General features: G+C 72.1%; 21 protein-coding genes and 1 pseudogene. 5 read left to right on the top strand and 17 right to left on the bottom strand.

Features of this window, described 5'->3' with window-relative positions; all coding sequences use genetic code 11:
* Positions 1 to 25: 25 nt before the first annotated feature.
* The 4 genes from ACTMTB_RS19050 to ACTMTB_RS19065 form a co-directional block, all read right to left on the bottom strand.
* Positions 26 to 1600 (bottom strand): ABC transporter ATP-binding protein, encoded by a 1575-nt coding sequence (locus ACTMTB_RS19050; protein ID WP_441147640.1) that lies wholly within the window; start codon positions 1598 to 1600, stop codon positions 26 to 28.
* A gap of 195 nt (positions 1601 to 1795) precedes the next feature.
* On the bottom strand, positions 1796 to 2863 hold the full coding sequence (locus tag ACTMTB_RS19055; protein WP_441147642.1) for a BMP family lipoprotein: 1068 nt from the start codon (positions 2861 to 2863) through the stop codon (positions 1796 to 1798).
* Between the two features lie 277 nt (positions 2864 to 3140).
* Entirely contained in the window at positions 3141 to 3482 is a 342-nt protein-coding gene (locus ACTMTB_RS19060) for a hypothetical protein (protein WP_154939695.1), read from the bottom strand.
* A 57-nt stretch (positions 3483 to 3539) separates the two neighbouring features.
* On the bottom strand, positions 3540 to 4511 hold the full coding sequence (locus ACTMTB_RS19065; protein ID WP_441147364.1) for a hypothetical protein: 972 nt from the start codon (positions 4509 to 4511) through the stop codon (positions 3540 to 3542).
* Positions 4512 to 4609: 98 nt separating this feature from the next.
* Between ACTMTB_RS19065 and ACTMTB_RS19070 the strand changes: the two genes are divergently transcribed.
* Positions 4610 to 5209, top strand: a complete 600-nt coding sequence (locus ACTMTB_RS19070) for a TetR/AcrR family transcriptional regulator (protein ID WP_441147366.1) — start codon at positions 4610 to 4612, stop codon at positions 5207 to 5209.
* A 22-nt stretch (positions 5210 to 5231) separates the two neighbouring features.
* Here the strand turns inward: ACTMTB_RS19070 and ACTMTB_RS19075 are convergent, their stop codons facing one another.
* The 4 genes from ACTMTB_RS19075 to ACTMTB_RS19090 all read right to left on the bottom strand — a co-directional run bounded on the left by ACTMTB_RS19075 (position 5232) and on the right by ACTMTB_RS19090 (position 10974).
* Positions 5232 to 7043 (bottom strand): glycoside hydrolase family 13 protein, encoded by a 1812-nt coding sequence (locus ACTMTB_RS19075; RefSeq protein ID WP_441147368.1) that lies wholly within the window; start codon positions 7041 to 7043, stop codon positions 5232 to 5234.
* A 141-nt stretch (positions 7044 to 7184) separates the two neighbouring features.
* Entirely contained in the window at positions 7185 to 8087 is a 903-nt protein-coding gene (locus tag ACTMTB_RS19080; protein WP_441147370.1) for a sugar ABC transporter permease, read from the bottom strand.
* Entirely contained in the window at positions 8084 to 9724 is a 1641-nt protein-coding gene (locus ACTMTB_RS19085; RefSeq protein WP_441147372.1) for an ABC transporter permease subunit, read from the bottom strand. Before ACTMTB_RS19085 ends, ACTMTB_RS19080 begins: the two co-directional genes overlap by 4 nt.
* Positions 9724 to 10974, bottom strand: coding sequence for a sugar ABC transporter substrate-binding protein (locus ACTMTB_RS19090; protein ID WP_088964049.1), 1251 nt, complete (start codon positions 10972 to 10974; stop codon positions 9724 to 9726). The genes ACTMTB_RS19085 and ACTMTB_RS19090 overlap by 1 nt, the downstream gene beginning before the upstream one ends.
* A gap of 197 nt (positions 10975 to 11171) precedes the next feature.
* Between ACTMTB_RS19090 and ACTMTB_RS19095 the strand changes: the two genes are divergently transcribed.
* Together ACTMTB_RS19095 and ACTMTB_RS19100 are read left to right on the top strand one after the other, a co-directional pair.
* Positions 11172 to 12257, top strand: coding sequence for a LacI family DNA-binding transcriptional regulator (locus tag ACTMTB_RS19095; protein WP_441147375.1), 1086 nt, complete (start codon positions 11172 to 11174; stop codon positions 12255 to 12257).
* Between the two features lie 221 nt (positions 12258 to 12478).
* On the top strand, positions 12479 to 14116 hold the full coding sequence (locus ACTMTB_RS19100) for a glycoside hydrolase family 13 protein (protein ID WP_441147377.1): 1638 nt from the start codon (positions 12479 to 12481) through the stop codon (positions 14114 to 14116).
* Positions 14117 to 14293: 177 nt separating this feature from the next.
* Here the strand turns inward: ACTMTB_RS19100 and ACTMTB_RS19105 are convergent, their stop codons facing one another.
* From ACTMTB_RS19105 to ACTMTB_RS19130, 6 genes are all read right to left on the bottom strand, one after another.
* A complete protein-coding gene (locus ACTMTB_RS19105) occupies positions 14294 to 14740 on the bottom strand; it encodes a hypothetical protein (RefSeq protein WP_210775092.1) in 447 nt (148 codons plus the stop codon).
* Positions 14741 to 14838: 98 nt separating this feature from the next.
* A complete protein-coding gene (locus ACTMTB_RS19110; RefSeq protein WP_154939716.1) occupies positions 14839 to 15207 on the bottom strand; it encodes a GntR family transcriptional regulator in 369 nt (122 codons plus the stop codon).
* Position 15208: 1 nt separating this feature from the next.
* The gene (locus ACTMTB_RS19115; protein ID WP_441147379.1) at positions 15209 to 16144 is read right to left on the bottom strand and encodes a YihY/virulence factor BrkB family protein; all 936 of its coding nucleotides are present in this window, start codon (positions 16142 to 16144) and stop codon (positions 15209 to 15211) included.
* Positions 16145 to 16199: 55 nt separating this feature from the next.
* Entirely contained in the window at positions 16200 to 16745 is a 546-nt protein-coding gene (locus ACTMTB_RS19120; RefSeq protein WP_246157988.1) for a 2'-5' RNA ligase family protein, read from the bottom strand.
* Between the two features lie 43 nt (positions 16746 to 16788).
* A complete protein-coding gene (gene trpS / locus ACTMTB_RS19125) occupies positions 16789 to 17814 on the bottom strand; it encodes a tryptophan--tRNA ligase (RefSeq protein ID WP_441147382.1) in 1026 nt (341 codons plus the stop codon).
* Positions 17815 to 17847: 33 nt separating this feature from the next.
* Positions 17848 to 18861 (bottom strand): hemolysin family protein, encoded by a 1014-nt coding sequence (locus ACTMTB_RS19130; RefSeq protein ID WP_154939724.1) that lies wholly within the window; start codon positions 18859 to 18861, stop codon positions 17848 to 17850.
* A gap of 229 nt (positions 18862 to 19090) precedes the next feature.
* On the opposite strand from ACTMTB_RS19130, the gene galE reads away from it, so the two are divergent.
* Together galE and galK are read left to right on the top strand one after the other, a co-directional pair.
* On the top strand, positions 19091 to 20020 hold the full coding sequence (gene galE / locus ACTMTB_RS19135; RefSeq protein WP_246158277.1) for a UDP-glucose 4-epimerase GalE: 930 nt from the start codon (positions 19091 to 19093) through the stop codon (positions 20018 to 20020).
* Positions 20017 to 21166 (top strand): annotated as a pseudogene (gene galK / locus ACTMTB_RS19140) (galactokinase). Before galE ends, galK begins: the two are co-directional and overlap by 4 nt.
* Positions 21167 to 21274: 108 nt before the next feature.
* On the opposite strand, the gene cysN reads toward galK, so the two are convergent.
* From cysN to ACTMTB_RS19155, 3 genes are all read right to left on the bottom strand, one after another.
* On the bottom strand, positions 21275 to 22603 hold the full coding sequence (gene cysN, locus ACTMTB_RS19145; protein WP_441147384.1) for a sulfate adenylyltransferase subunit CysN: 1329 nt from the start codon (positions 22601 to 22603) through the stop codon (positions 21275 to 21277).
* Positions 22603 to 23517, bottom strand: a complete 915-nt coding sequence (cysD, locus tag ACTMTB_RS19150) for a sulfate adenylyltransferase subunit CysD (protein WP_334569725.1) — start codon at positions 23515 to 23517, stop codon at positions 22603 to 22605. The genes cysN and cysD overlap by 1 nt, the downstream gene beginning before the upstream one ends.
* A 79-nt stretch (positions 23518 to 23596) precedes the next feature.
* Positions 23597 to 24415: an inositol monophosphatase family protein gene (locus ACTMTB_RS19155; protein WP_441147645.1), complete on the bottom strand. Its 819-nt coding sequence runs from the start codon at positions 24413 to 24415 to the stop codon at positions 23597 to 23599.
* Between the last annotated feature and the right edge of the window lie 27 nt (positions 24416 to 24442).

Genomic DNA, 24442 nt, shown 5'->3' on the forward strand with positions numbered 1-24442 from the left:
GAGCCCGACACCGGGTTTGGGTCAGTCATGCCTCGTCCTCGTTACCAGGGCCTTCGGGGGCGGGGGCCACGGCACCGCCGGGCTCGCCGGCGGCGTCCGGGGTGATGCCGGCCATCAGCAGGCCGATCTCCTCGCGCGGGGTGTCCGGGCTGACGACGCCGATGATCCGGCCGCGGTACATCACCGCGATCCGGTCGGCCAGGCCGATCACCTCGTCCAGCTCGCTGGAGACCACCATGACGGCGGTGCCCACGTCCCGCTCGCGGATCACCTGGCTGTGGATGAACTCGATCGAGCCGACGTCCACGCCCCGGGTCGGCTGGGCGGCGATGAAGAGCTTCAGCGGCCGGGACAGCTCCCGGGCCACGATCACCTTCTGCTGGTTGCCGCCGGAGAGGGTGCCCACCGAGGCGTCGGCGGAGGAGGTACGGACGTCGAACTGCGCGATCCGCTCCTTGGCCGACTTCGCGATGGCGTCCGGCTTGAGGGCCAGGCCCTTGCCGAAGGGCGGCCGGTCGTAGATGTCCAGGACCAGGTTCTCCGCGACGGAGAACTCCTTGACCAGGCCGTCGACGCTGCGGTCCTCGGGGACGTAGCCGACGCCGGCGCGCAGCACCTTCTTGGTGGACCAGCCGTGCATCGGCTCGCCGTCGAGGGTGACCGTGCCGGCGAGCGCCGGGCGCAGGCCCATGATCGCCTCGATCAGCTCGGTCTGGCCGTTGCCCTGCACGCCCGCGACGCCGAGCACCTCGCCGGCGTGCACGGTCAGGTCGACGCCGTCGACCGCGCGGATCCGCCGGTCGTCGTCGACCACCAGGCCGGAGACCTGGAGCATCGGCTTGCCGGGGGTGGCCGGCTGCTTGTCCACGGTGAGCCGGACGCTGCGCCCCACCATCAGCGCGGCCAGCTCGTCCCGGCTCGCCTCCGGGGAGGCCGTGCCGACGGTCTTCCCGCGCCGGATCACGGTGATCCGGTCGGCGATGGCCTTGACCTCGCCGAGCTTGTGGGTGATGAAGACGATCGACTTGCCGGCGGCCTTCAGCGACCGCATCACCGTGAGCAGTTCCTCGGTCTCCTGCGGGGTGAGCACCGCGGTCGGCTCGTCCAGGATGAGCAGGTCGACGTCGCGGGTGAGCGCCTTGACGATCTCGACCCGCTGCTGGATGCCGACCGGCAGGTCCTCGATCACCGCGTCCGGGTCGACCCGGAGGTTGTACCGCTCGGAGACCTCGGCCACCTCGCGGCGGGCCCGCCGGCGGTCCAGGAAGCCGGCGATGCCGCCCCTGACCTGCTCGGCGCCGAGCATGATGTTCTCGGCGACCGTGAAGACCGGCACCAGCATGAAGTGCTGGTGCACCATGCCGATCCCGGCCGCGATCGCGTCGGAGGGGCCCTTCAGCTTCAGTGGCTGGCCGTCGACCAGGATCTCGCCCTCGTCGGGCTGGTAGAGCCCGTAGAGCACGTTCATCAGGGTCGACTTGCCGGCGCCGTTCTCGCCGAGCAGGGCGTGGATCTCTCCAGGCTCCACCGTCAGGTCGATGTGATCGTTGGCGACCAGATCACCGAACCGCTTGGTGATGCCGCGCAGTTCGAGTCTCAGCGCAACCTCCTGGAGTGCGAGCGATGGTGCAGCCTAGCTGCCGGTCGGCCGGCTGACGGGGCCGGCCGCGGGTGGAGCGGATCGGCCGCCCCGGCGCACGGGGGTGTCCCACGTACGCCGAGGCGGCCGATCGTCATGCCTGGTGCCCGCCGGCCTCCGCTGCCGATGATCCCATCGCGGCGGCCGGGGAGGCGGTCACTTGGTCGGCTGGGCCTTCGAGGTGACCGTGATGGTGCCGGCGGCGATGTCCGCCTTGATCTTGTCGACCTCGGCCTTGAGCTCGGCCGGGACCTTGCTCTCGAAGTCGTGGTACGGGGCGATCGAGACGCCGTTGTTGGCCAGGTTGCCGACGAAGCCCGGCTTGGACTGGAGCTTCTCGCCACCGGCGGCCTTGAGCACGGCCTCCTTGACGGCGTCCGGGATGTTCTTGACGACGGTGGTCACCAGCGCCGCGCAGTTCGGGGTGCTCTCGCAGCCGTCGACGTCCACCCAGATGACCGAGTACTTGCCGCCCGAGGCCTGGGCCGCGGCGGTGGTGCCGAGACCGGCGCCGCCGGCGACCGGCATGATGATGTCCGCGCCCTGGGCGACCAGCGCGTCGGAGACCTTCTTGCCCTCGTCCTGCTTGACGAAGTCGTTGGTGAAGAGACCCTTCTGGGTCGCCTTGTCCCAACCCAGCACCTGGACGTTCTTGCCCTTGGCCTTGTTGTAGTGCGCCACGCCGTCGGCGAAGCCGTCCATGAAGATGGTCACCGGCGGGATCGGCAGACCACCGTAGGTGCCGACCTTGCCGGCCTTGCTCATCCCGGCGGCCAGGTAGCCGGCCTGGAAGGCGGCCTGGGCGGTGTCGAACTGCATCGGGTAGATGTTGTCCACGCCCGGGTTCGCGTCCACGATGCCGAACTGCTGGTTCGGGTTCGAGGTGGCGGCCTTCTTGGTGGCGTCCGACATCAGGCCACCGACGGCCAGGATGAAGTCGCACTTCTGGTTGACGTACCCGGTCAGGTTGACCTCGTAGTCCGCCTCGGCCTTCGACGCGACGTACTTGATGTCGATGTTGTCGTTCGCCTTCTTGGCCTCCTGGAGACCCTTCCAGGCGGAGGTGTTGAACGACTTGTCGTCGATGCCGCCGACGTCGGTCACCATGCAGGCGCTGTACTTCTTGGCGCCGTTGCCGGCGTTGTTGTCGTCCTCGGGGGCCTCACCACACGCGGCGGCGGCCAGCACGAGCCCACCCGCCACGATCGCGGAGGCGATCCGCATCCCACGCACAGAGCGCAAGACGTCTCCTTCCCATTGCACACCGCGCCTCGTGCGGTGGCAGCCCTTGAACCGACCAGCGCTGCGCTGCCGGCATCCCACGTTACGGACGGGAGCGTACGCCCGCGCCCACCCACCGGCCGCCAATCGTGCACGACTGTTGAACGCCTGTTATCCCGGCGTAACCCTGGCGTGGGGCAGATCACTCACAGTGCTGGTACGTGACCGGCCCGCTGTCCCGAAAGTCCCTTTCCCCGGGCCCGCGAGCGGGTCCGGCCGGCTACCTCCAGAACACCGCGACAGCGGCGTTGAGCAGCGTCAACCCGACGATAGCGAGGAAGTGCCCGCGGTTGACCTGATCCCGCTTCCGGGAGAAGAAGACCATGACGAAGATCAGCAGAGCCAGCACCAACTTGGTAACAAGCTTCGCGGGTGCCGGCTCGTCGCCGTCGCGCAGCGGTGCGGAGAGGCCGATGCCGGTGAGCAGACCGATCACCGAGCCCCAGAGCATGGCCGCGTTGATCCGCAGCCGGCCGCTGACGTACTGGGCGATCGCGCCGCCGAGCAGCAGCGCGAACCCGATCAGATGGACGTAGAGAAGTACCAGCCGAAGAGCTTCCACGCCGGCCATCCTCCCCCATCAACGACAGTTTGTAGTAGCCGCCCCGCCGGGCTGATCTCATACCGTGATCTCGGCGGCCGGCCGGGGCGAGCCGCGCCGGCCGAGCAGCACCAGGCCGATCCCGAGCACCGCGTAGCCGGCCAGCACGGCGACGGAGCGACCCGCGCCCGCGCCGTCGAAGAAGGCGGCCGAGCGCAGCAGCGTTCCGCCGGCCCCGACCGGCAGGAACTGCCCGACGGTGCCCCACGGCTGCGGCAGCAGCTCCGGCGCCGCGCTGACCGCGGAGAGCGGGTTGCCGACCAGGAAGACCAGCAGCGCGCCGAGGCCGAGCCCGGGGCCGCCGAGCAGCGCGCCCAGCCCGGCGACGGCACCGGCGGCGGCGAGCGCGAAGAGGCCGATCGCCGCGGCCTCGGCCGCCGGGTCGCCCCCGATCACCCCGAGCCAGCCGTGCAGCACGGCGGTGCCGACCAGCGCGGCGAGCAGGGCGTAGCCGACCAGCCCGACCAGCCGGGCGCGCCGGCCGGTGACCAGGACGGTGAGCAGGACGCCGACGAGCATGCTGGTCAGCGCCAGCGGCAGGAAACCGGCGGCGAAGCCGGCCCCGCGCGGGTCGTCCGGGTCGGCCGGCACCACCGCCGTGACCGGCACCGGCCGTCCGCCGGAGAGCCCGGCCGCGGCCTCGGTGAGCAGGGCCGCGACGGTGGGGCTCGCACCCGGGGCGGTGTGCAGCCCGACGCCGTCGGGGCCGACGACGAACGCGGCGTACACCTCGCGGTCGCGTAGCGCCCGGTCGGCCGCGGCGGCGTCCGGCAGTTCGGTGACGGTGAAGGCACCCGGACGGGCCGCCGCCAGCCGGCCGGCCAGTTCCGCGGTGGCCGGCGCCGGCCCGGCTACGGCGACCGGCAGGTCACGCGGTGCCAGGTTCGCGGCGGGCCCCGCGAACAAGGGTACGAGCAGCGCCTGCGCCGCCACCGCGAGGACGGCGGCCAGCACGGCGAGCAGCAACGGGGACCGGGGTGACGGGGACATGCCCACTCCTTAAAACGAACGCTCGTTCTCTTTGAAGCCAGGGTGCGCTCCGGAGGTGTCAGGAGTCAAGAACGAGCGTTCGTTTTACACTGTGGGTCATGCCACGCGTATCCGACGCCCACCTCGCGGCCCGCCGCCAGCAGATCCTCGACGCGGCCCGGCGCTGCTTCCTGCGCGACGGCTTCCACAACACCTCGATGCAGGACGTGATCGCCGAGGCGGGGCTGTCGGTCGGCGCGGTCTACCGCTACTTCCCGAGCAAGAACGACCTGATCACCTCGATCGCCCAGTCGGTGATCGGCGGGGCGGACGCGGTCTTCGCCGAGCTGGCCGCCGCCGAGCCGCCGCTGCCCCTGGTCGAGGCGCTGGACCGGGCCCTGACCTACGTCGACGCGCAGGCCGGCAAGGACGGCATCCTGCCGCTGGCGATCCAGGTGTGGAGCGAGTCGCTGCGCGACCCGGCGCTGGCGACCTTCGTCAACGCGACGTACAGCGGCTTCCGCGACCGCTTCACGCTGCTGGCCCGGCGGGCCCGGGAGGCGGGTGAACTGCCCCCCGACGCCGACCCCGAGGCCGTCGGCACCGCGCTGTTCGGCCTGGTCCCGGGCTACCTGATGCAGAAGGTGCTCACCGGCCGGCCGGACCGCCGCAGCTACCTCGCCGGCGTGCGCACCCTGCTCGGCCAGCCGGCCGCCTGACCCCGCGCCGGCTGGGCACGGGTCAGGACAGCCGCCAGACCTGGAACGTGGGGCCGTCGGCGGGGAGGGTGACCACGCCGTCGGCGTCCGGGCGCAGCGCCGGGGCGCCGCCGTACGCGTTCTCCCCCGCCCCGAGGCCGGTCAGCCGGACCGGCCGGCCCGCGGCCCGGCGGGCGAGCACCAGCACCGCCCCGGTCGGGGCCTCGCGCAGGAAGACCAGCGTGTCGGCGTCGGCGTGCACCCGACGCAGGCCGCCGTGGCGCAGCGCGGGCTCATCGCGGCGCAGCGCCAACAGCCCGCGGTACGCGGCGAAGGTGGCCCGGTCCCAGCTCTCCGGCCGGTGCCACGGCATCGGGGTCCGCGAACCCTCGCCGTTGGTGCCGGTCAGCCCCAGCTCGTCCCCGGCGAAGACCACCGGGGTGCCCGGCATGGTGGCGAGCAGGCCGGCGGCCACCTCCTGCCGGGCGGCGTCGCCGACCACGGTGCGGATCCGGGCCGAGTCGTGCGAGCCGAGCAGCTGCCACGAGTGGGTGTACGAGCGCCAGGAGATCAGCGACCGGTAGGTGTCCATCGTCGCCAGCACGGCCTCGGCGTCCCGCCGCCGCACCCCGCCCGGGGTGCCGAGGAAGTTCGGCACCGGCTCGTCGCCGTGCCGCAGCCAGGACCAGACCGGGTCGGTGAAGCCGACGTAGTTCATCGTCCCGTGCCAGCCGTCCCGGTCCAGGTCGCCGGTGTGGTCGTGGCCGTGCTCGGCGAGCAGCAGGCCGTCGGGGCGGGTGTCGGCGACCACCTCGCGCAGCAGCCGCGCCACCTCGTGGGTGTACGCGTCCGCGCCGCGCCGGCCGGTCATGTTGGCCACGTCGACCCGCCAGCCGTCCAGCCCGTACGGCGGGCGCAGCCAGCGCCGCACCAGCGAGTCGTCGGCGGTGGCGAAGCGCCGGCGCAGCTCGGCGCTGCCCCAGTTCAGCTTCGGCAGCGACTTGACCCCGTTCCAGGACTCGTAGTCCCCGGTGGCCTCGTCGATGTAGTACAACTCCCGCTCGGTGGCCCGCACGTCCGAGGCGGCGGTGGTGAACCACTCGTGCGCGTCGCCGGTGTGGTTGCTGGTGATGTCGCCGATCAGCCGCCAGCCCCGGGCCCGGACGGCATCGGCGAGCCGGGCCAGCGCGGCGTCCCCGCCGAGCAGCGGGTCGACGGTGTCGAAGCTGGCCGCGTCGTACCGGTGGTTGGAGCGGGCCGGGAAGATCGGGGTGAGGTAGAGGGTGTTCACGCCGAGCCGGGCCAGGTGGTCCAGGCGCTCGGTGACACCGTCCAGGTCGCCACCGTAGAACTGGTACGGCGTCTCCGAGCCGCGTCCGATCACCGGGGTGTCCCAGTCGCACGGGATCGCCCAGTCCGGCGGCGTACGGCCGGCGGCGGCCGCGGAGCGGGCGAACCGGTCCGGGAAGATCTGGTAGATCACCGCGTCCCGCGCCCAGGCCGGCGGCGGGGCGTAGCTGACCAGCTTGAAGTCGCCGTTGTCCGGCACGTCGTGAGAGATCACGCCGGCGGCGTTGAGCCAGCGGTAGCCGGTGGTCTGAGAGAGCATGAAGCGGTAGTTGCTGACCGGGTTGCGGACCTCGACGTCGGCTCGCCACCAGACCTCGCCGCCCTCGGTGCGGTCGACGACCGCCTCGGCGAACCGGGGCTCGCCGTCACCGGTGGTCCGCACGTGCACGGTGCGCACGTCGGCGCCCGCCGGGACCCGGACGAAGACCGGCACGGTCTGGCCGAGCGCCGGCTCCTGCTCGGGTACGTACAGGGCGGATCCGTCGTGGTGCGGCTGCGGGGACACGGAGAGACCTTTCGCGTGGGTCGGACGGGGCGAGAGGGGCAACCCGCCGCGGCCGGTCTCCCGACCGCGGCGGTCAACCCGTGACTGCTCCGGTGCACGTCGTCCCGACGCCCTTGCCGCAGCGTGCTAACTACCGTCGATTTATCCCTTGACGGCTCCGGCGGTCAGGCCGGAGACGATGTAGCGCTGAAGGAACTGGAACACCAGCACCGTCGGGACGGCGGTGAGCAGGGTGCCCGCCGCGAAGATCCCGAAGTTGTTGTTGCGCTCGCCCGCCACCAGACCGAACATGCCGACCGCGAGGGTCTTGGACTCGGGGTTGGTGAGGAACACGTTGGCGATCAGGAACTCGTTGATCGTGCCGATGAAGGCGAGCAGCCCGGTCACCGCCAGGATCGGCGCCACCAGCGGCAGCATGATCCGGAAGAAGACCTGGGCGTGCGACGCGCCGTCCATGGTCGCCGACTCGTCCAACTCCCGCGGCAGCGTGTCGAAGAAGCCCTTCATCAGCCAGGTGTTCACGCCCAGCGCCCCACCCAGGTAGAGCAGCAGCAGGCCCCACGGCGTGTTGAAGCCGATCGCCGGCCACAGGTCGGTAACCGTGGTGAAGATCAGGAAGATCGCCACGATGGCCAGGAACTGCGGGAACATCTGGATCAGCAGCAGCGAGAGCAGCCCGACCCGACGGCCGGCGAAGCGCATCCGGGAGAAGGAGTACGCCGCCAGCGACGAGAGGAAGATCGAGGCGAAGCTCGCCACCCCGGCGACGACCAGCGAGTTGAGGAACCACCACCCAAACGAGGTGCGGTCGAAGAGGTTGGTGAAGTTCTCGAACGACACGCCGCTGGTCGGCACCAGGTCCGTGGAGGAGAGGGTGCCGAGCGGGTTGAGCGCCGCGGAGAGCACGAACAGGATCGGGAAGAGGCTGAACGCCACCGCCACCACCCCGACCACGTGCCGCCAGCCGACCTGGGCGAGCCAGCGGTTCTTCCGCCTGCCGGCCGCGCCGGTCCGGGCGACCGGGGCGTTCGCGTGGGTGCTCACGAGTACACCTCCTCCTGCTTGCGGGTCCGCGAGAAGCTGACCGCGGAGACCACCGCGACGATCGTGAAGATGAAGATCGAGACCGCCGCCGCCAGGCCGAACTGGGCCCCCTGGGCACCGAAGGCCAGCCGGTAGGTGTACGTGATCAGCAGGTCCGTCGCGCCGGAGGTCGGGTTGTCCGCCGGGAACGGTCCACCCTCGGTGGTCAGGTAGATCGCGTTGAAGTTGTTGAAGTTGTACGCGAACGACGAGATCAGCAGCGGAGAGAGTGCCACCAGCAGCAGCGGCAGGGTGACCGCGCGGAACGACTGCCAGGGCGACGCGCCGTCGACCGAGGTGGCCTCGGTGAGTTCGCGCGGGATCGCCTGGAGTGCACCGGTGGCGACCAGGAACATGTACGGGTAGCCCAGCCAGAGCTGCACCAGGATCACCGCGATTCGGGCGGACCACTCCTGCCCGAACCAGTCGACGCCGAGCCCGAACAGGTTGTTGATCAGACCGAAGTCGGTGTTGAACATGTCCCGCCAGACCAGCAGCATCGCGAACGACGGCATGGCGTACGGCAGGATCAGCAGGATCCGGTAGAGGTTGGTGCCGCGCATCCGCGGCGAGTGCAGCGCCAACGCGATGGCCAGGCCGAGCAGGAAGGTGAAGCCGGTCGAGCCGAGCGCGAAGGCGAAGTTCCAGACCAGGGTGCCGAAGAACGGACCGGAGATGGCCGGGTCGGTGAGCACCCGATCGAAGTTCTTCAGCCCGACGTTGACCTTCCAGCCCTGGGCCAACTGCTCGCCGTCGGCGGCGACGAACGCGCCGATCTCCTCGTCCGCCGTCCAGGTCTTGCCGGTCTCGCTGTCCTTGACGCAGTCGCAACCGGTGTCGTAGGCCCGGATCGCCCTGCCCTCGTACGCGCGGGAGAGACCGGAGGAGCGCAGCGCGCCGCCGGAGGTCGGGACCACCAGGTCGGTGATCTCCTTGCTGCGGGCGCTGGCCTGACCGAAGTTGAGCACCTGGTAGCCCTCGGCGGCGGTTACCTTGCCGCCCGGCGCCACGGTGACCTCGGCGGCGTCGAGCGGGGTCAGGCCGCCGGCGTCGCCGGCGGAGACGGTGCCGCTCTTCGGGTCGGTCACCAGGAAGACCAGCGGCCCGGTGGCCGGGTCGCCCTTGGTGGCGACGGAGAGGAGGTACTGGGTGGAGCCGGGGACCTGCTTCACCGACGAGCTCTGGATGGCGACGATCGCGTCGGACTTCTCGCCGCGGTGACCGTCGCCGAAGTTCGTGAAGGCGGTGCTGGCGGTGTAGAGCACCGGGAAGATCTGGAAGGCGATCAGGAAGATCGTGCCGGGAACCAGGTACTTCGCCGGGATGTGTCGGCGGGTGAGGTACAGGTAGAACAGGCCGGCGGTGGTGGCCGACAGGATGGCCAGCCCGACCCACTTCTCGGCCTCGATGAGCGGGAAGGCCGCCCAGATCGCGATCCCGGCCACCAGGCCGAGCAGGACCACCTTGACGGCGAGGCCGGTCAGGGTGATCGGCGCGTGGTGTCGCGCGTCACGGGACTTGCGCGGGAGCCCGGAGCGGACGGGCCCCCGGCCCGGGGTCTGCGTGGCAGACCCCGGGCCGGACAGCGACGCGCTCATTACTTGATCTGACCGGAGATCGTCTTGCCGGCGGCGGTGACGGTCTTGGTCGGGTCGGCGCCACCGATGACGGCGGCCTCGGCCTTGCCGAACGGGTCCCAGATCGCGGCCATGGCCGGGATCGCCGGGAGCACCTGGCCGTTCTTGCCGGCCTCGGAGAACTTGGCCAGGTCCGGGTCGGTGCCCTTGACCTGGTCGAAGGCGGCGGTCAGCGCCGGCGGACGCGGCTCGGCGTTGTACAGCGCCACGGCCAGCTCGGGCTTGGTCACGTAGTTGGTGACGAACTCCTGGGCCAGGGCCTTGTTCTTGCCCTTGGCGGCGACGTAGAACGACTGGACGCCCACGAACGGCTGGGCCTCCTTGCCACCGGCGAAGCCGGGGACCGGGGAGATGTCGTACTTGATGCCGGCCTTCTTGGCGTCGGCGATCGCCCACGGGCCGGAGACCAGGTAGGCGCACTTCTTGCCGGTGAAGGTGGCGATCGAGTTCTCGCCGGTGATGGAGCGCTTCAACGCACCGTCACCCTTCTCACCCAGCTTGGCGATCTTCTGGAACGCCGCGATCGACTCCGGCTTGCCCACGCCCAGGTCCTTCGGGTCGTAGTCGCCGTTGGCGGCGGTGCCGAAGAGGTAGCCGCCGGCCGAGGTGTACAGCGGGTAGATGTGGTACGCGTCGCCGTTCTGTCCGGACTGGAGGCAGAGGATCTCGCTGGCCTTCTTCTCGGCCTTGAGCTTCTTGCCGGAGGCGACCAGGTCCTCGATCGTCTTCGGCGCCTCGGGGGCCAGCTCGGTGTTGCGGATCAGCGCGATGTTCTCGGTCGCGTACGGCACGCCGTAGACCTGACCGTTGAAGGTCACGGCCTTGACGGCGGTCTCGTTGAAGGCGCTCTTCTGCTCGGCGGCGAGCTGCACCGGGTCGATGGCGCCGTTCTGCACCAGGTTGCCGATCCAGTCGTGCGCGCCGACCACGACGTCCGGGCCGCTGCCCTGCTGGGAGGCGGTGACGAAGTTGGTCTGCAGGTCCTTGGAGACGGCCTGCACCTCGACGGTGACGCCGTTCTCCTGGCCGAACTTCTCACCGAACGGCTTGAGGGCAGCCGCGCGCTTGTCGTCGGCCCAGATGACGAGCTTGCCGCTCGCGGCCTTGGGGGAATCCTTGGCGGCCGGCTCGTCCTTGCTGTTGTCGCCGCAGCCGGACGCCGCGAGCGCCAGACCGAGAACGGCGACCACACCCGCGGTACGGATGCGCATCGGTACTCCTGTCGTTGTGGCGAGCGCCGGGGGAAGGGCGGCCCGCCAGTGGGAACCTCTGTAAGTTCTTGCCAACCGGCGCTGCGGTGCTGCGCCGCTGCTCTCGCATGTTGCGGGGACGTTAGCAAGAGGTTGCAGGGAATGGAAGGGCTTGCAGGAGCGTACGCAAGAACTTGCCCGTGAGCTAAAGTTCCGCCATGCGCGCTCGACTGTCCGACATCGCCCAGCAGGCCGAAGTCAGCGAGGCCACGGTGTCGCGGGTGCTCAACGACCGCCCCGGCGTGGCCCCCGAGACCCGGCAGGCCGTCCTGACCGCCCTCGACGTGCTCGGTTACGAGCGCCCCGCCCGGCTGCGCAAGCGCAGCGCCGGGCTCGTCGGGCTGGTCGTCCCGGAGCTGGACAACCCCATCTTCCCGATGTTCGCCCAGGTCATCGAGTCGACCCTGGCCCAGAGCGGGTTCACCCCGGTGCTGTGCACCCAGACCCCCGGCGGGGTCACCGAGGACGAGTACGTCGAGATGCTGCTGGACCGGCAGGTCTCCGGGATCGTCTTCGTCTCCGGCCTGCACGCCGACACCGCCGCCAACCACGACCGGTACCGCGCGCTGATCGCCCGCCCGCTGCCCGTCGTGATGATCAACGGGTACGTCCCGAACGTCGCCGCCCCCTTCGTCTCCTGCGACGACGGTGAGGCCGCCGAGCTGGCCGTCGCACACCTGGTCGCGCTCGGCCACCGCCGGATCGGCCTGATCACCGGCCCGGACCGGTTCGTGCCGGTGCAGCGCAAGGTGGCCGGCTGGCGTACCGCGATGACCCGGCTCGCCGGCGCCGGCGAGCCGGACCTGGCCGAGCTGGCCGAGCTCTCGCTCTTCGGCGTGGAGGGCGGCGAGGCGGCCGCCGGCCGGCTCATCGAACGCGGGGTCACCGGCGTCGTCTGCGGCTCCGACCTGATGGCGCTCGGCGCGATCCGGGCGGCGCGGCAGCGCGGCATGTCGGTCCCGCAGGACCTCTCGGTGGTCGGCTACGACGACTCCCCGCTGATGGCCTTCACCGATCCGCCGCTGACCACCATGCGCCAGCCGGTCGCCGCGATGGCGGTCGCCGCGGTGCGGGCCCTGGTCGACGAGATCAACGGCCACGCCGCGCCGCACTCGGAGTACCAGTTCCGCCCGGAGCTGGTGGTGCGCGGCTCCACCGCTGTCGTCCGGCCGGCCGGCGCCAACCCGGTCCAGGGCGGCACCCGGCACCGGCCGGCGCCGCCCGCCCTCGCCGTCCCGGCCTGACCCGACCCGAGCGCCCCGGACGGCCGCCACGACGGCGGCCGTCCCCGGTGCCGTCCCGCTTGCTAGGACGGCCGCACCGGGCTGCCAGGCCCAGCGGAGGGGGCGGGCCATCATTTCTTGCGCAAGGAATGCTTGACTCTTGCAGCAATCGGGCGGCATTCTGCACTGACATCCGCCTCCGGGCCCACTCCGGGTGCTCCACAGAACGGGGATCGTCACCGATGACCGACGCCACCAACCCGGCACCGCCGGCCGCCGACGCCGACTGGTGGCGGTCCGCGGTCGTCTACCAGGTCTACGTCCGCAGCTTCGCCGACGCCGACGGCGACGGCGTCGGTGACCTCCGGGGCATCCGGGAGCGGCTGCCGTACCTGCGCGACCTCGGGGTCGACGCGCTCTGGCTGACCCCCTTCTACACCTCGCCGCAGGTCGACGCCGGCTACGACGTCGCCGACTACCGCGACGTCGACCCGCTGTTCGGCACGCTCACCGACTTCGACGCGATGATCACCGACGCGCACGCCCTCGGGCTGCGGATCATCATCGACCTGGTGCCCAACCACACCTCCAGCGCGCACCCCTGGTTCCAGGCCGCGCTGGCCGCCGCCCCGGGCTCGCCGGAGCGGGAGCTCTACCTCTTCGCCGACGGCAGGGGCGAACACGGCGAGCTGCCCCCGAACGACTGGGAGAGCATCTTCGGCGGCCCGGCCTGGACCCGGGTGCCGGACGGCCAGTGGTACCTGCACCTGTTCGACCCGGCCCAGCCCGACCTGAACTGGCGGCACCCGCGGGTGCGCGCCGAGTTCGAGGACGTCCTCCGCTTCTGGCTGGACCGCGGCGTCGACGGGTTCCGGATCGACGTGGCGCACGGAATGATCAAGGCCGAGGGGCTGCCCGACGTCGGCTTCAGCTCGATGACCACCGGCCAGCGCCAGTCCGAACTGCTCGGCAAGGGCCGCCTGCCCTACTTCGACCAGGACGAGGTGCACGAGATCTACCGCGCCTGGCGGCCGATCCTGGACAGCTACCCGGGCGGCCGGATGGCGGTGGCCGAGGCGTGGGCGGAGACCCCGCAGCGGCTGGCCCGCTACATCGGCCCGGACGAGCTGCACCAGGCGTTCAGCTTCGACTTCCTCGACGCCACCTGGTCGGCCGACTCGTTCCGCAAGGTCATCGACACCGCGCTCGCCGAGTCCACCATCGTCGGCGCCCCGACCACCTGGGTGCTGTCCAACCACGACCGGCAGCGGCACGTCACCCGGTACGGCGACGGCGAGGTCGGCCTGCGCCGGGCCCGGGCCGCCGCCCTGCTGATGCTGGCCCTGCCCGGCTGCGCCTACGTCTACCAGGGCGAGGAGCTGGGCCTGCCGGAGGTGCTGGACCTCCCCGACGAGCTGCGCCAGGATCCGGCGTTCCTGCGTACCGGGGAGAGCCGCGACGGTTGCCGGGTGCCCATCCCGTGGAGCGGCGAGCTGGCCCCGTACGGCTTCGGCCCGGACGGCAGCGAGCTGAGCTGGCTGCCGGCCCCGGCGACCTGGCGTGCCCTCTCGGTGGCCGCCCAGACCGGCGTCGCCGGCTCCACCCTGGAGCTGTACCGCGCCGCGCTGCGGATCCGGCACGAGCACCCGGCGCTGGCCGGCACGACCGGCGGGGTGACCTGGCTGGAGGGCGGGCCCGGCATGCTCGCCTTCAGCCGCACCGGCGGCGGGACCACGCTGACCTGCGTGGTCAACATCAGCGGCGCGCCGGCCCCCGTCGAGGGGTACGGCCGACCGCTCGTCGCCAGCGAGAACCTCACCGAGCAGGGATCGGGGCATCTCCTGCCGGTGGACGCAGCTGCGTGGTTCGAACGGCGCTGAGCCGGGTAACCCGCCATTGACCTGGTCGTCCGTTGTGCCCCGCGCCGACGGGCGACTGGGCCTGCCGACCCCTTGTGGTGGGGGGTGAGGTGGCACCGGCGCCTCGGGGAGTTCCCCGGGGCGCCGGCGCCCTCCTCGGCCCGGCCCCGCGCCGGGAATCCCGGCCCGGCTGACGGATCAGCGGCCCTTGCGCCGCAGCAGCTCCGAGATCCGCTCGAAGCCGGCCCGCAGCTCGTCCTCGCTGGGTGCCGGCTGCGGCGCGACCGGGTGCTCGGCCCGCGCGGCCGCCTGCTCCAGCTCCTCGTCGATCACGTCCTCGAAGTCCCCGTAGAGGTCGGACTCGTCGATCCGGGCCGCCTCGTCCTCGGCGGCGATCTGCGCGGCGGCGATCTCGCCGCGCACCTCCTCGGCCGACAACGCCGGCACCAGCGGCTCGACCACCGCCATCAGCTGCTCCTCGGCCACCACCGCCTCGGCCAGGGCCAGGGCATGCGGGCGCTCGTACGGGCCGCAGACCACCGGCTCCCACTCCGCGGGGTCGCCGAGCGGGCCGAACGTGATGATCCACGGCAGGCCGAGCATCGGCGAGTCGTCCGGCAGGTCCAACGTCACGAGTGCGCCCACGCGCTCATCATGGCCGGTCACGGCCGAAAGATGAGGGGCATTTGCGGCAACTGCCGGTTCGCGCATCGGTCCGTTTCCTGACCTGTTCGTCCGTCGACTCAGCCCGGGCGGGCGGCGTCGAGAGCGGCGCGGACCAGGGCGAGTGCCCGATCCGGCGGCACGCCCAGCCGCACCGCCTCGTCGGCGTACCGGGCCGCCGCCCGCTGCAACCGGTCGGTCGCGTCGTCGCGGCCCGGCGCGACGTACGTCCCGTGCCGCCCCCGGGTCTCCAGCAGCCCGGCCGCCTCCAGCTCCCGGTACGCCCGCGCCACGGTGTTCGCCGCCAGCCCCAGCTCGGCGGCGAACTGGCGCACCGGCGGCAGCCGGGTGCCCACCGGCAGCCGCCCGTCGCCGACCATCGCGGCCAACTGCCCGCGCACCTGCTCGTACGGGGGTACCGCCGAGCCCGGGTCGATCTCGATCAGCACGTCAGCCCGCCCCTCCCGGCGTCCCCGGATCGGTGTCCGGGTCCGTTTCGACGTCGAGGTCCGCCGGGACGGGCCCGTCGGAGAGGTCGACCACCCGCCCGTGCCGGCTGGTCGCGGCGAGCGCCGCGCCGAAGAGCACCAACTGGTTGAGCAGGTACAGGTAGAGCAGCAACCCGACCGCGCCGGCCACCACCGTGTACGCCGGGTTCCGCTCGGTGCGCACCACGTAGTAGCGCCCGACGGTGTTGAGCAGCGTGATGCCCACCGCGACGATCAGCACCACCGGCCGCAGCCGCCGGCGACTCATCCGCAGCCGGGGCACCGCCACCAGCAGCGCCGTCGCCAGCACCGCGTTGACCACCACGCTGAGCGCCGCGCTGACCGTGGTCAGCCCGACCGAGCCGGTGGCCCGCAGCAGGAAGCGCAGCAGCGACTCCAGGGCGTCGACGGCCGCCACCGAGACGCCGAGCATCACGAAGACCAGCACCAGGACGCCCAGGTCGACCAGGCGGCGCACCACCAGGTTGCCGGGCTGCTGGTTGAAGCCGTACATCAGCCGCTGCGAGGAGCGGATCGCCTCCACCCAGCCGATCCCGGTGAAGACCAGGATGACCAGGCCGATCACCCCGACGGTGTTGCTGCTCTCGGCGATCTGCTCGGGGTCGAGGAACGGCAGGTTCTCCCGCAGGAAGTCGGCCGCGGCGTCGCTGACCTCGTCGTTGTCCTCCAGGATCGCCCCGAAGATCGAGTACGCCACCAGGGCGAGCGCGAAGACGGCGAAGAACCCGTAGTAGGCGATCGCCGCGGCCAGCCGCCCGCCCAGCACGTTGGTGTAGAGGTCGATGGCCCGCCAGAGGTGGTCGAAGCGGGGCCACCGGTGCCGGGCCGTGGTGAACCGGCGGTCGATCCCGCCCGTCAGCCGGCCCCACGCGTCCACCACGTCATCCTCACCGATCTCCCGCCGCGGGGCGGGCCTGTGGCCACCGGCCCGGTCAGCCGCCGAGCCGGAAGTCCCGGCGGGGTTGCCACCGGGTCGCACCGCTGTGCGAGAAGAGCGTGAACGAGTCCACCTCGAACATGGCCGAGAAGTCGGCCAGGTCCTCGTACGCCCGGTCCAGCGCCTCGGGGGCGACGTCCTGCGCGACCGTGACGTGCGGGTGGTACGGGAAGCGGGCCTCCCGGTGCAGCTCGGGTGCGGCGTTGATGGCGGCGGCGAGCAGCTCGCACTCGCTGATCCCGGCGGCCACCGTCACGAACACCACCTGGGTCACCGGCCGGAACGTGCCCGTGCCCCGCAGGTGCAGGGTGAACGGCAGGTGCCGGGCGGCCACCCGGCTCAGGTGCTCCTCGACCGCCGGCAGCGCCGCCACCGGGATCTCGGTGGGCCCGAGCAGCGTCACGTGCGCCGGGACCACCTGCGGGTCGCCGGACTCGGCCCGGCGCCGGGTGAGCATGCCGCCCCACGGCTCCGGGACGTCCACCGCGATCCCGATCTGGATGGTGCCGCCGTCCACCGGCGCCCCGTCCCTGCGATCCACGCTCCGCGCCACCCCTCCACCCGTACCCGTCGGCCCGGAGCCGCTACTCGAACCGGACCGGGGGGAAGAACCCGATCCGGTCGTACGCGGCGCGCAGGGTCGGCGCGGCGACCGCGCGGGCCTTCTCGGCGCCGGCGGCGAGCAGCTTGTCCAGCTGCGCCGGGTCGTCGAGGTGGGCGCGGGTGCGCTCCTGGATCGGGCCGACGAACTCCCGGACCACCTCGCCGAGGTCCTTCTTGAGGTCGCCGTAGCCCTTGCCGGCGTACGCGGCGACCAGGTCGTCGATGCTCCGGCCGGACAGCGCCGAGTAGATGGTCAGCAGGTTGGAGATGCCCGGCTTGGTCTCGGTGTCGAAGACGATCTCGCGGCCGGTGTCGGTGACCGCGGAGCGGATCTTCTTGGCCGAGCGGGCCGGCTCCTCCAGCAGGTCGATGATGCCGGCCGGCGAGGACGACGACTTGGACATCTTCGCCGTCGGGTCCTGCAGGTCGGTGATCTTCGCGGTGTCCTTGACGATGTGCGGGGCGGGCACCGTGAAGGTCGGGCCGAACAGCGAGTTGAACCGCTGCGCCAGGTCGCGGGAGAGCTCCAGGTGCTGGCGTTGGTCCTCGCCGACGGGCACCGCGTTGGCCTGGTAGAGCAGGATGTCGGCGGCCTGCAGGATCGGGTACGTGAAGAGGCCGACGCTGGCCCGCTCGCTGCCCTGCTTCTGCGACTTGTCCTTGAACTGCGTCATCCGGCTGGCCTCGCCGAAACCGGTGATGCAGCCGAGCACCCAGGCCAGCTGCGAGTGCTCGGGCACCTGCGACTGGACGAACAGGGTGCTGCGCTCCGGGTCGATCCCCACCGCGAAGAGCTGCGCGGCGGCCACCCGGGAGCGCTGCTTCAGCACGGCCGGGTCGTGCCCCGCGGTGATCGCGTGCAGGTCGACCACGCAGTAGAACGCGTCGTGGGTCTCCTGCAGCGCCACCCAGTGCCGCACCGCGCCGAGATAGTTGCCGAGGTGGAACGAGTCGGCCGTCGGCTGGATGCCGGAGAAGACGCGCGGGCGGGCGGGAACGTCGGACATGGCGGCAATTCTGTCAGCAACGCCCGGCGTACGTCATGACGGGCCGGCGGGTCGGCTCGCCGCCGGCCCGGCGGGGGTGGTGACCTCGCGCCGCTGCTCGGGCAGGCGCGCCGCGGAGACCGCGACCCGGGACACCCGGCGCCCCTCCAGGGCCAGCACCCGCAGCAGCCAGCCGTCGACCGGCTCGTCCGGCGCCTCGGCGTCGACCGGGGACACCGGCACCTCGTCGCCGGCCACCGGCAGCCGGCCGAGCGCCGCCATCAGGTAGCCGCCGACCGTCTCGTACGGCCCGACGGGCAGCGGCACCCCGGTGCGCTCGGCGAAGTCGGCGAGGTTGAGCCGGCCGTCCACCACGGCGGGCAGTCCCGCGTGCGCGGGCTCGGGGTCGCCGTCGTACTCGTCGTGGATCTCCCCGACCAGCTCCTCGATCAGGTCCTCACACGTGACGATGCCGGCGGTGCCGCCGTACTCGTCGACCACCACCGCCAGGTGGTGTCCCTCCTTGCGCATCTCGGTCAGCGCGGCGAGCACCCGCTTGCTGCCGGGCAGCTGTTTGACCTCGCGGGTCAGCTCGCCGACGGTGGTGCACGGGTCGAGGTCGGGGCGGAGCAGCACGTCCCGCAGGTGCACGAAGCCGACCACGTCGTCCTGGGTGCCGTCGACCACCGGGTAGCGGGTGTGCGTCTCGGCCCGGACCACCCGCTCGGCCTCGGCGATGGTCAGCCCGGCGGAGAGGAAGACGACCTCGGTGCGGGGCATCATCACCTCGCGGACCAGGCTCGCGCCGGCCACCAGCACCTCGTCGATGATCCGCCGCTCGTCCGGGTGGAGCCGGGTGTTGGCCGCGACGAGGTCGCGCAGCTCGTCCTCGCTGATCCGCTCCCGACCGGCCGCCGGGCTGGCACCGAGCAGGTCGGTGACGAGGCGGGTGGCGCCGTCGGCGGCCCGGACGACGAGCCGGGCCACCGTCCGGGCGATCGGCCCGGGCCGGCGTCGGGGCCGCCCCGACGCGCGTCGACGCAGCCCGGGACCGCCCGCTTCCCGCATGGAAAAGATGGTAAGGCTGCGCGTCACCGCCGACCGGCGATGTTCGGATCTGTTCAGTCGTGAAGGTTTGTGATGGAATGAGGCGGGGCCGCGACGCTGAGCGCGTGCACAGCGTGCGGCCGTAGGGTGATCACGAACGGCCGCGACGGGACGCGGCCAGGCAGGAGGACCCGACGTGAAACTGCTCGTCACCGGCGGCGCCGGCTTCATCGGCAGCGTGGTGACCCGGATGCTGCTCGACAACGGCCACGACGTGACGGTCCTCGACGACCTGCGCACCGGCCACCGGGCCGCGCTCGCGCCGGACGCCACCCACGTCGAACTGCCCGTCCACGAGGCCGCCCGGGTGCTCACCCCGGAGGCCGGCTTCGACGGGGTGCTGCACTTCGCCGCGCTGATCGCCGCCGGCGAGTCGATGGTCCGCCCGGAGCTGTACTGGCACGCCAACACGGTCAGCTCGATCGCCCTGATCGACGCGGTCCGCGCCGCCCGGGTGCCCCGGCTGGTCTTCTCCTCCACCGCCGCCGTCTACGGCAACCCGACCGAGCTGCCCATCCCGGAGACCGCGGTCAAGGCCCCCACCAACACGTACGGGGCCACCAAGCTCGCCGTCGACATGGCGCTCACCTCCGAGGCGATCGCCCACGACCTGGCCGCCGTCTCGCTGCGCTACTTCAACGTGGCCGGGGCGTACCTCCGCGACGACCTGGCGATCGGCGAACGGCACGACCCGGAGACCCACCTGATCCCGATCGCGCTGGACGTCGCCGCCGGCCGGCGGGAGAAGCTCCAACTCTTCGGCGACGACTACCCCACCGTCGACGGCACCTGCGTGCGCGACTACATCCACGTGGCGGACCTGGCCCGGGCCCACCTGCTGGCGCTCAGCGCCGCCGTGCCCGGCCGGCACCGGATCTACAACCTGGGCAACGGCAACGGCTTCACCAACCGCCAGGTGGTCGACGTGGTCCGCGAGGTCACCGGCCACCCGCTGCCGGTGGAGATCGCGCCGCGCCGCGAGGGCGACCCGGCCGAGCTGGTCGCCTCCTCCGCGCTGGCCCGCGAGGAGCTGGGCTGGACGCCGGAGAAGCCGACCCTGCACGACATGGTCGGCGACGCCTGGGCCTTCTACCGCGCGCACGTGCTGGGGCAGCGATGAGCGGGCCGGCCGCGCAGACCGCGCCACCCGGTGCCGCGGCGGGCGACGTCGCGGCCCGCGCCGCCGCCGGCTTCCACGCCGCGTACGGCGAGCCGCCCGCCGGCCGCTGGGCGGCTCCCGGCCGGGCCAACCCTGACCCTGCGGACCGTGGTCGCCGCCGCCCCGCAGCCCGGTGAGCGGTGGACGGTCCGGTCGGAGCTCTCCGCCGAGGCGGTGGAGTTCGGCGCCGCCGAGGTCGACGAGCCGGGCCGGGTCACCGGCTGGGCGGCGTACGTGGCCGGGGTCATCTGGGCGCTGCGCGAGGCCGGGTACGACGTGCCCGGCGCCCGGCTGGCGATCGCCTCCGACGTACCGGTGGGCTCCGGCCTCTCCTCCTCGGCGGCCATCGAGGCGGCGGTGCTCGCCGCCCTGGTCGACCTGGGCGGGCTGGACCTGCCCGCCGAGAAGCAGCCGCGGCTGGCCCAGCGGGCCGAGAACGCCTACGTCGGCGCACCGACCGGCATCATGGACCAGTCCGCGGTGATCCGCTGCCGCGAGGGGCACGCCCTCTTCCTGGACTGCCGCACCGAGGCCGTCGAACACATCCCGTTCGACCTCGACGCCGCCGGGCTGGCCATGCTCGTCATCGACAGCCGCGCGCCGCACCGGCACGCCGACGGCGAGTACGCCTCCCGCCGCGCCGCCTGCGAACGAGCCGCCTCGCTGCTCGGGGTGCCGGCGCTGCGGGACGTGCCGGTCGCCGACCTCGACGCCGCGCTGGCCCGGCTCGACGACGACGAGATCCGCCGCCGGGTCCGGCACGTGGTGACCGAGGACCAGCGGGTGCTGGACACCGTCGACCTGCTCCGCGCCGGCCGGGTACGCGAGATCGGTCCGCTGCTCACCGCCTCGCACGCCTCCATGCGGGACGACTTCGAGATCACCGTCCCGGAGATCGACACCGCGGTCGAGGCGGCCCTGACGGCCGGCGCGCTCGGCGCCCGGATGACCGGCGGCGGCTTCGGCGGCTGCGTCCTCGCCCTGGTCGACGCCGACCAGGCCGACCCCGTGGCCCGAGCCGTGACGAACGCCTACGCCCACCGCGGCTTCCCCGCCCCCGCCCACGTCACGGTCCTCCCCGCCCCCGGCACCACCCGCCTCGACTAACCCCCCACGCCCGCCGACGTCGGGGGCCTCTTACAGAGAAAGAGTGGCTATCCACGTCGGAATAGCCACTCTTTCTCTGTAAGTGCGTCCGCAAACCCCGAGGGTGGGTCAGGCGGTGTCGACGATCATGCCGGCGGCGACGGTGCGGTTGGTGGTCTCGTCGATGATGACGAAGCCGCCGGTGGTGCGGTTGCGGCGGTACTCGTCGGCGAGCAGCGGCACGGTGGTGCGCAGCCGCACCCGGCCGATCTCGTTGAGCTTCAGCTCGCCGGCCGCCTCGTCCCGGTGCAGGGTGTTGATGTCCAGCCGGTAGTGCAGCCCGCGCACGATGGCCCGGGCCGACCGGGTGGTGTGCTTGATCGCGTACTTGCCGCCGACCTGGAGCGGGCGGGTCTCGTCCATCCAGCAGACCATCGCCTCGATGTCCTGCGACACCGCCGGCGAGTTGTTCGGCCGGCAGATCATGTCGCCCCGCGAGATGTCGATCTCGTCTTCCAGGCGGACGGTCACCGACATCGGCGGGAACGCCTCGGCCACCGGGCCGTCCGCCGTCTCCACCGAGGAGATCCGGCTGGTGAAGCCGGAGGGCAGCACCATCACCTCGTCCCCCGGCTTGAGCACGCCCGAGGCCACCTGCCCGGCGTAGCCGCGGTAGTCGGTGACGGTGGTGGACTGCGGACGGATCACGTACTGCACCGGGAACCGCACGTCGACCAGGTTGCGGTCGGAGGCGATGTGCACCCGCTCCAGGTGGTGCAGCAGCGACGGGCCCTCGTACCAGGGCATGTTCTCCGAGCGGGTGACGATGTTGTCGCCCCTGAGCGCGGAGATCGGCACCACGGTCAGGTCCGGCACGTCGAGCTTCGCGGCGAACGCGGTGAACTCGTCGGCGATCCGCTCGAAGACCTCCTGCGAATAGTCGACCAGGTCCATCTTGTTCACGCAGAGGACCAGGTGCGGCACCCGCAGCAGCGAGCAGAGGAACGCGTGCCGGCGGGACTGCTCGACCAGGCCCTTGCGGGCGTCCACCAGGATCAGCGCCAGGTCGGCGGTGGAGGCGCCGGTGACCATGTTCCGGGTGTACTGGATATGCCCCGGGGTGTCGGCGATGATGAACTTCCGCCGGGGGGTGGCGAAGTAGCGGTACGCCACGTCGATGGTGATGCCCTGCTCCCGCTCGGCGCGCAGGCCGTCGGTGAGCAGCGCCAGGTTGGTGTACTCGTCACCCCGGGCCGCGCTGACCGCCTCGACGGCGGCGAGCTGGTCGGTGAAGAGCGACTTGGTGTCGTACAGCAGGCGGCCGATCAGGGTCGACTTGCCGTCGTCCACGCTGCCGGCGGTGGCGAAGCGCAGCAGGTCCATCGGCCGGGCCTCCGGCCCGGCCCCGGTGGCGGCGCGGCTGTCCGCCGCGCCTGCGGCGATGGTCTCGGTGCTCATCAGAAGTAGCCCTCCCGCTTGCGGTCCTCCATGGCGGCCTCGCTGACCCGGTCGTCGCCGCGGGTCGCGCCGCGCTCGGTGATCCGGGTGGCGGCCACCTCCTCGATCACCTTCTCCACCGTGTCGGCGTCCGAGCGGACCGCCGCGGTGCAGGAGGCGTCGCCCACGGTGCGGTAGCGCACCCGGGCCTTGAACCGCTCCTCCCCCGCACGGGGGCGGAAGAACTCGTTCACCGCGTAGAGCATGCCGTCGCGCTCGACCACCTCGCGCTCGTGCGCGTAGTAGATCGAGGGCAGCGGGATGCGCTCGCGGGCGATGTAGTGCCAGACGTCCAGCTCGGTCCAGTTGGAGAGCGGGAAGACCCGGATCGACTCGCCCGGGTGGTGCCGGCCGTTGTAGAGCGACCACAGCTCGGGGCGCTGGTTCTTCGGGTCCCACTGGCCGAACTCGTCGCGGAAGCTGAACACCCGTTCCTTGGCGCGGGCCTTCTCCTCGTCCCGCCGGGCGCCGCCGAAGAGCGCGTCGAAGCGGTGCTTCTCCACCGCGTCCAGCAGCACCGGGGTCTGGATCCGGTTGCGCATGCCGTCGCCGGACTCGCGGACCATGCCGTTGGCCAGGGCCTCCGGCACGCTGGCCACGATCAGGTGCAGGCCCAGCTCGGCGACCCGCTGGTCGCGGTACTCCAGGACCTCGGGGAAGTTGTGCCCGGTGTCCACGTGCATGACCGGGAAGGGGATGTTGGCCGGGGCGAACGCCTTCTGGGCCAACCGGAGCATGACGATGGAGTCCTTGCCGCCGGAGAAGAGCAGCACCGGGCGCTCCATCTCCGCGACCACCTCACGCATCACGAAGATGCTCTCCGCCTCGAGCGCGTCGAGGTGGGAGACCTGGTAGAAGCGGGCGGGGGCGGTCATGACACGGTCTCGATCGGCGCGGATCCGCTCATGGATTCCAGACCTTTCCGGTCGGATACATCAAGAACAAGCGCTCAGGCTACCCGGAATGTCTCTGCAGCGCTGCAAGCAACCGAGTGGCGAGATCCTTGCGGCAGACCAGCAGGTCCGGCAGCCGCGGATCCGCCTCGTTGTATTTCAGCGCAGAACCGTCGATCCGGGAAGCGTGCAGGCCGGTGGCCGTCGCCACAGCGACCGGGGCGGCCGAGTCCCACTCGTACTGGCCGCCCGCGTGGATGTAGGCGTCCACCTCACCGGTCACCACCGCGGCGATCTTCGCACCGGCCGAACCCATCGGCACCAGGTGCGCGCCCACGTCCTCCGCCAGGTCGGTCAGGAAGACCGGCGGCCGGCTCCGGCTCGCCGCCAGGCGCAGCGTCCGTCCACCACCCGCGGTCGCCGCCTCCAACGTCAGCGGCGGGTACGCCGGCGGGTAGTCCGTGCCGAGCACCCGGTGCTGCGCCGGCAGCCCCACCGCCCCGGCCACCAGCCCGTGCGGCGTCGGCGCGTTGCGCGCCCAGAGCGCCACGTGCACCGCCCAGTCCGAGCGCCCCTCCTCGGAGAACTCCCGGGTGCCGTCCAGCGGGTCGACGATCCACACCCGGTCGGCGGTCAGCCGGGACACCGCCGCGGGGTTCACCTCCGCCGCCCAGGCCAGCCGCGAGCCCTCGTCCTCCTCCGACAGGACCGCGTCACCGGGTCGCCACCGGGCCAGCTCGGTACGGATCAGGTCGTGCGAGACCTTGTCCCCGGCCGACTTCAGGGCGCCCGCGTCGGCGAACCCCATCTCGGCCCGCAAGCCCAGCAACGCCTGCCCGGCCCGCGCCGCCAGCCACCGGGCGAACGCGCCGTCGATCATCGGAGGACTGCCCACGTACCACTCCCG

It is taken from the genome of Micromonospora sp. L32 (genome assembly GCF_052068055.1).
GTDB lineage: Bacteria > Actinomycetota > Actinomycetes > Mycobacteriales > Micromonosporaceae > Micromonospora > Micromonospora purpureochromogenes.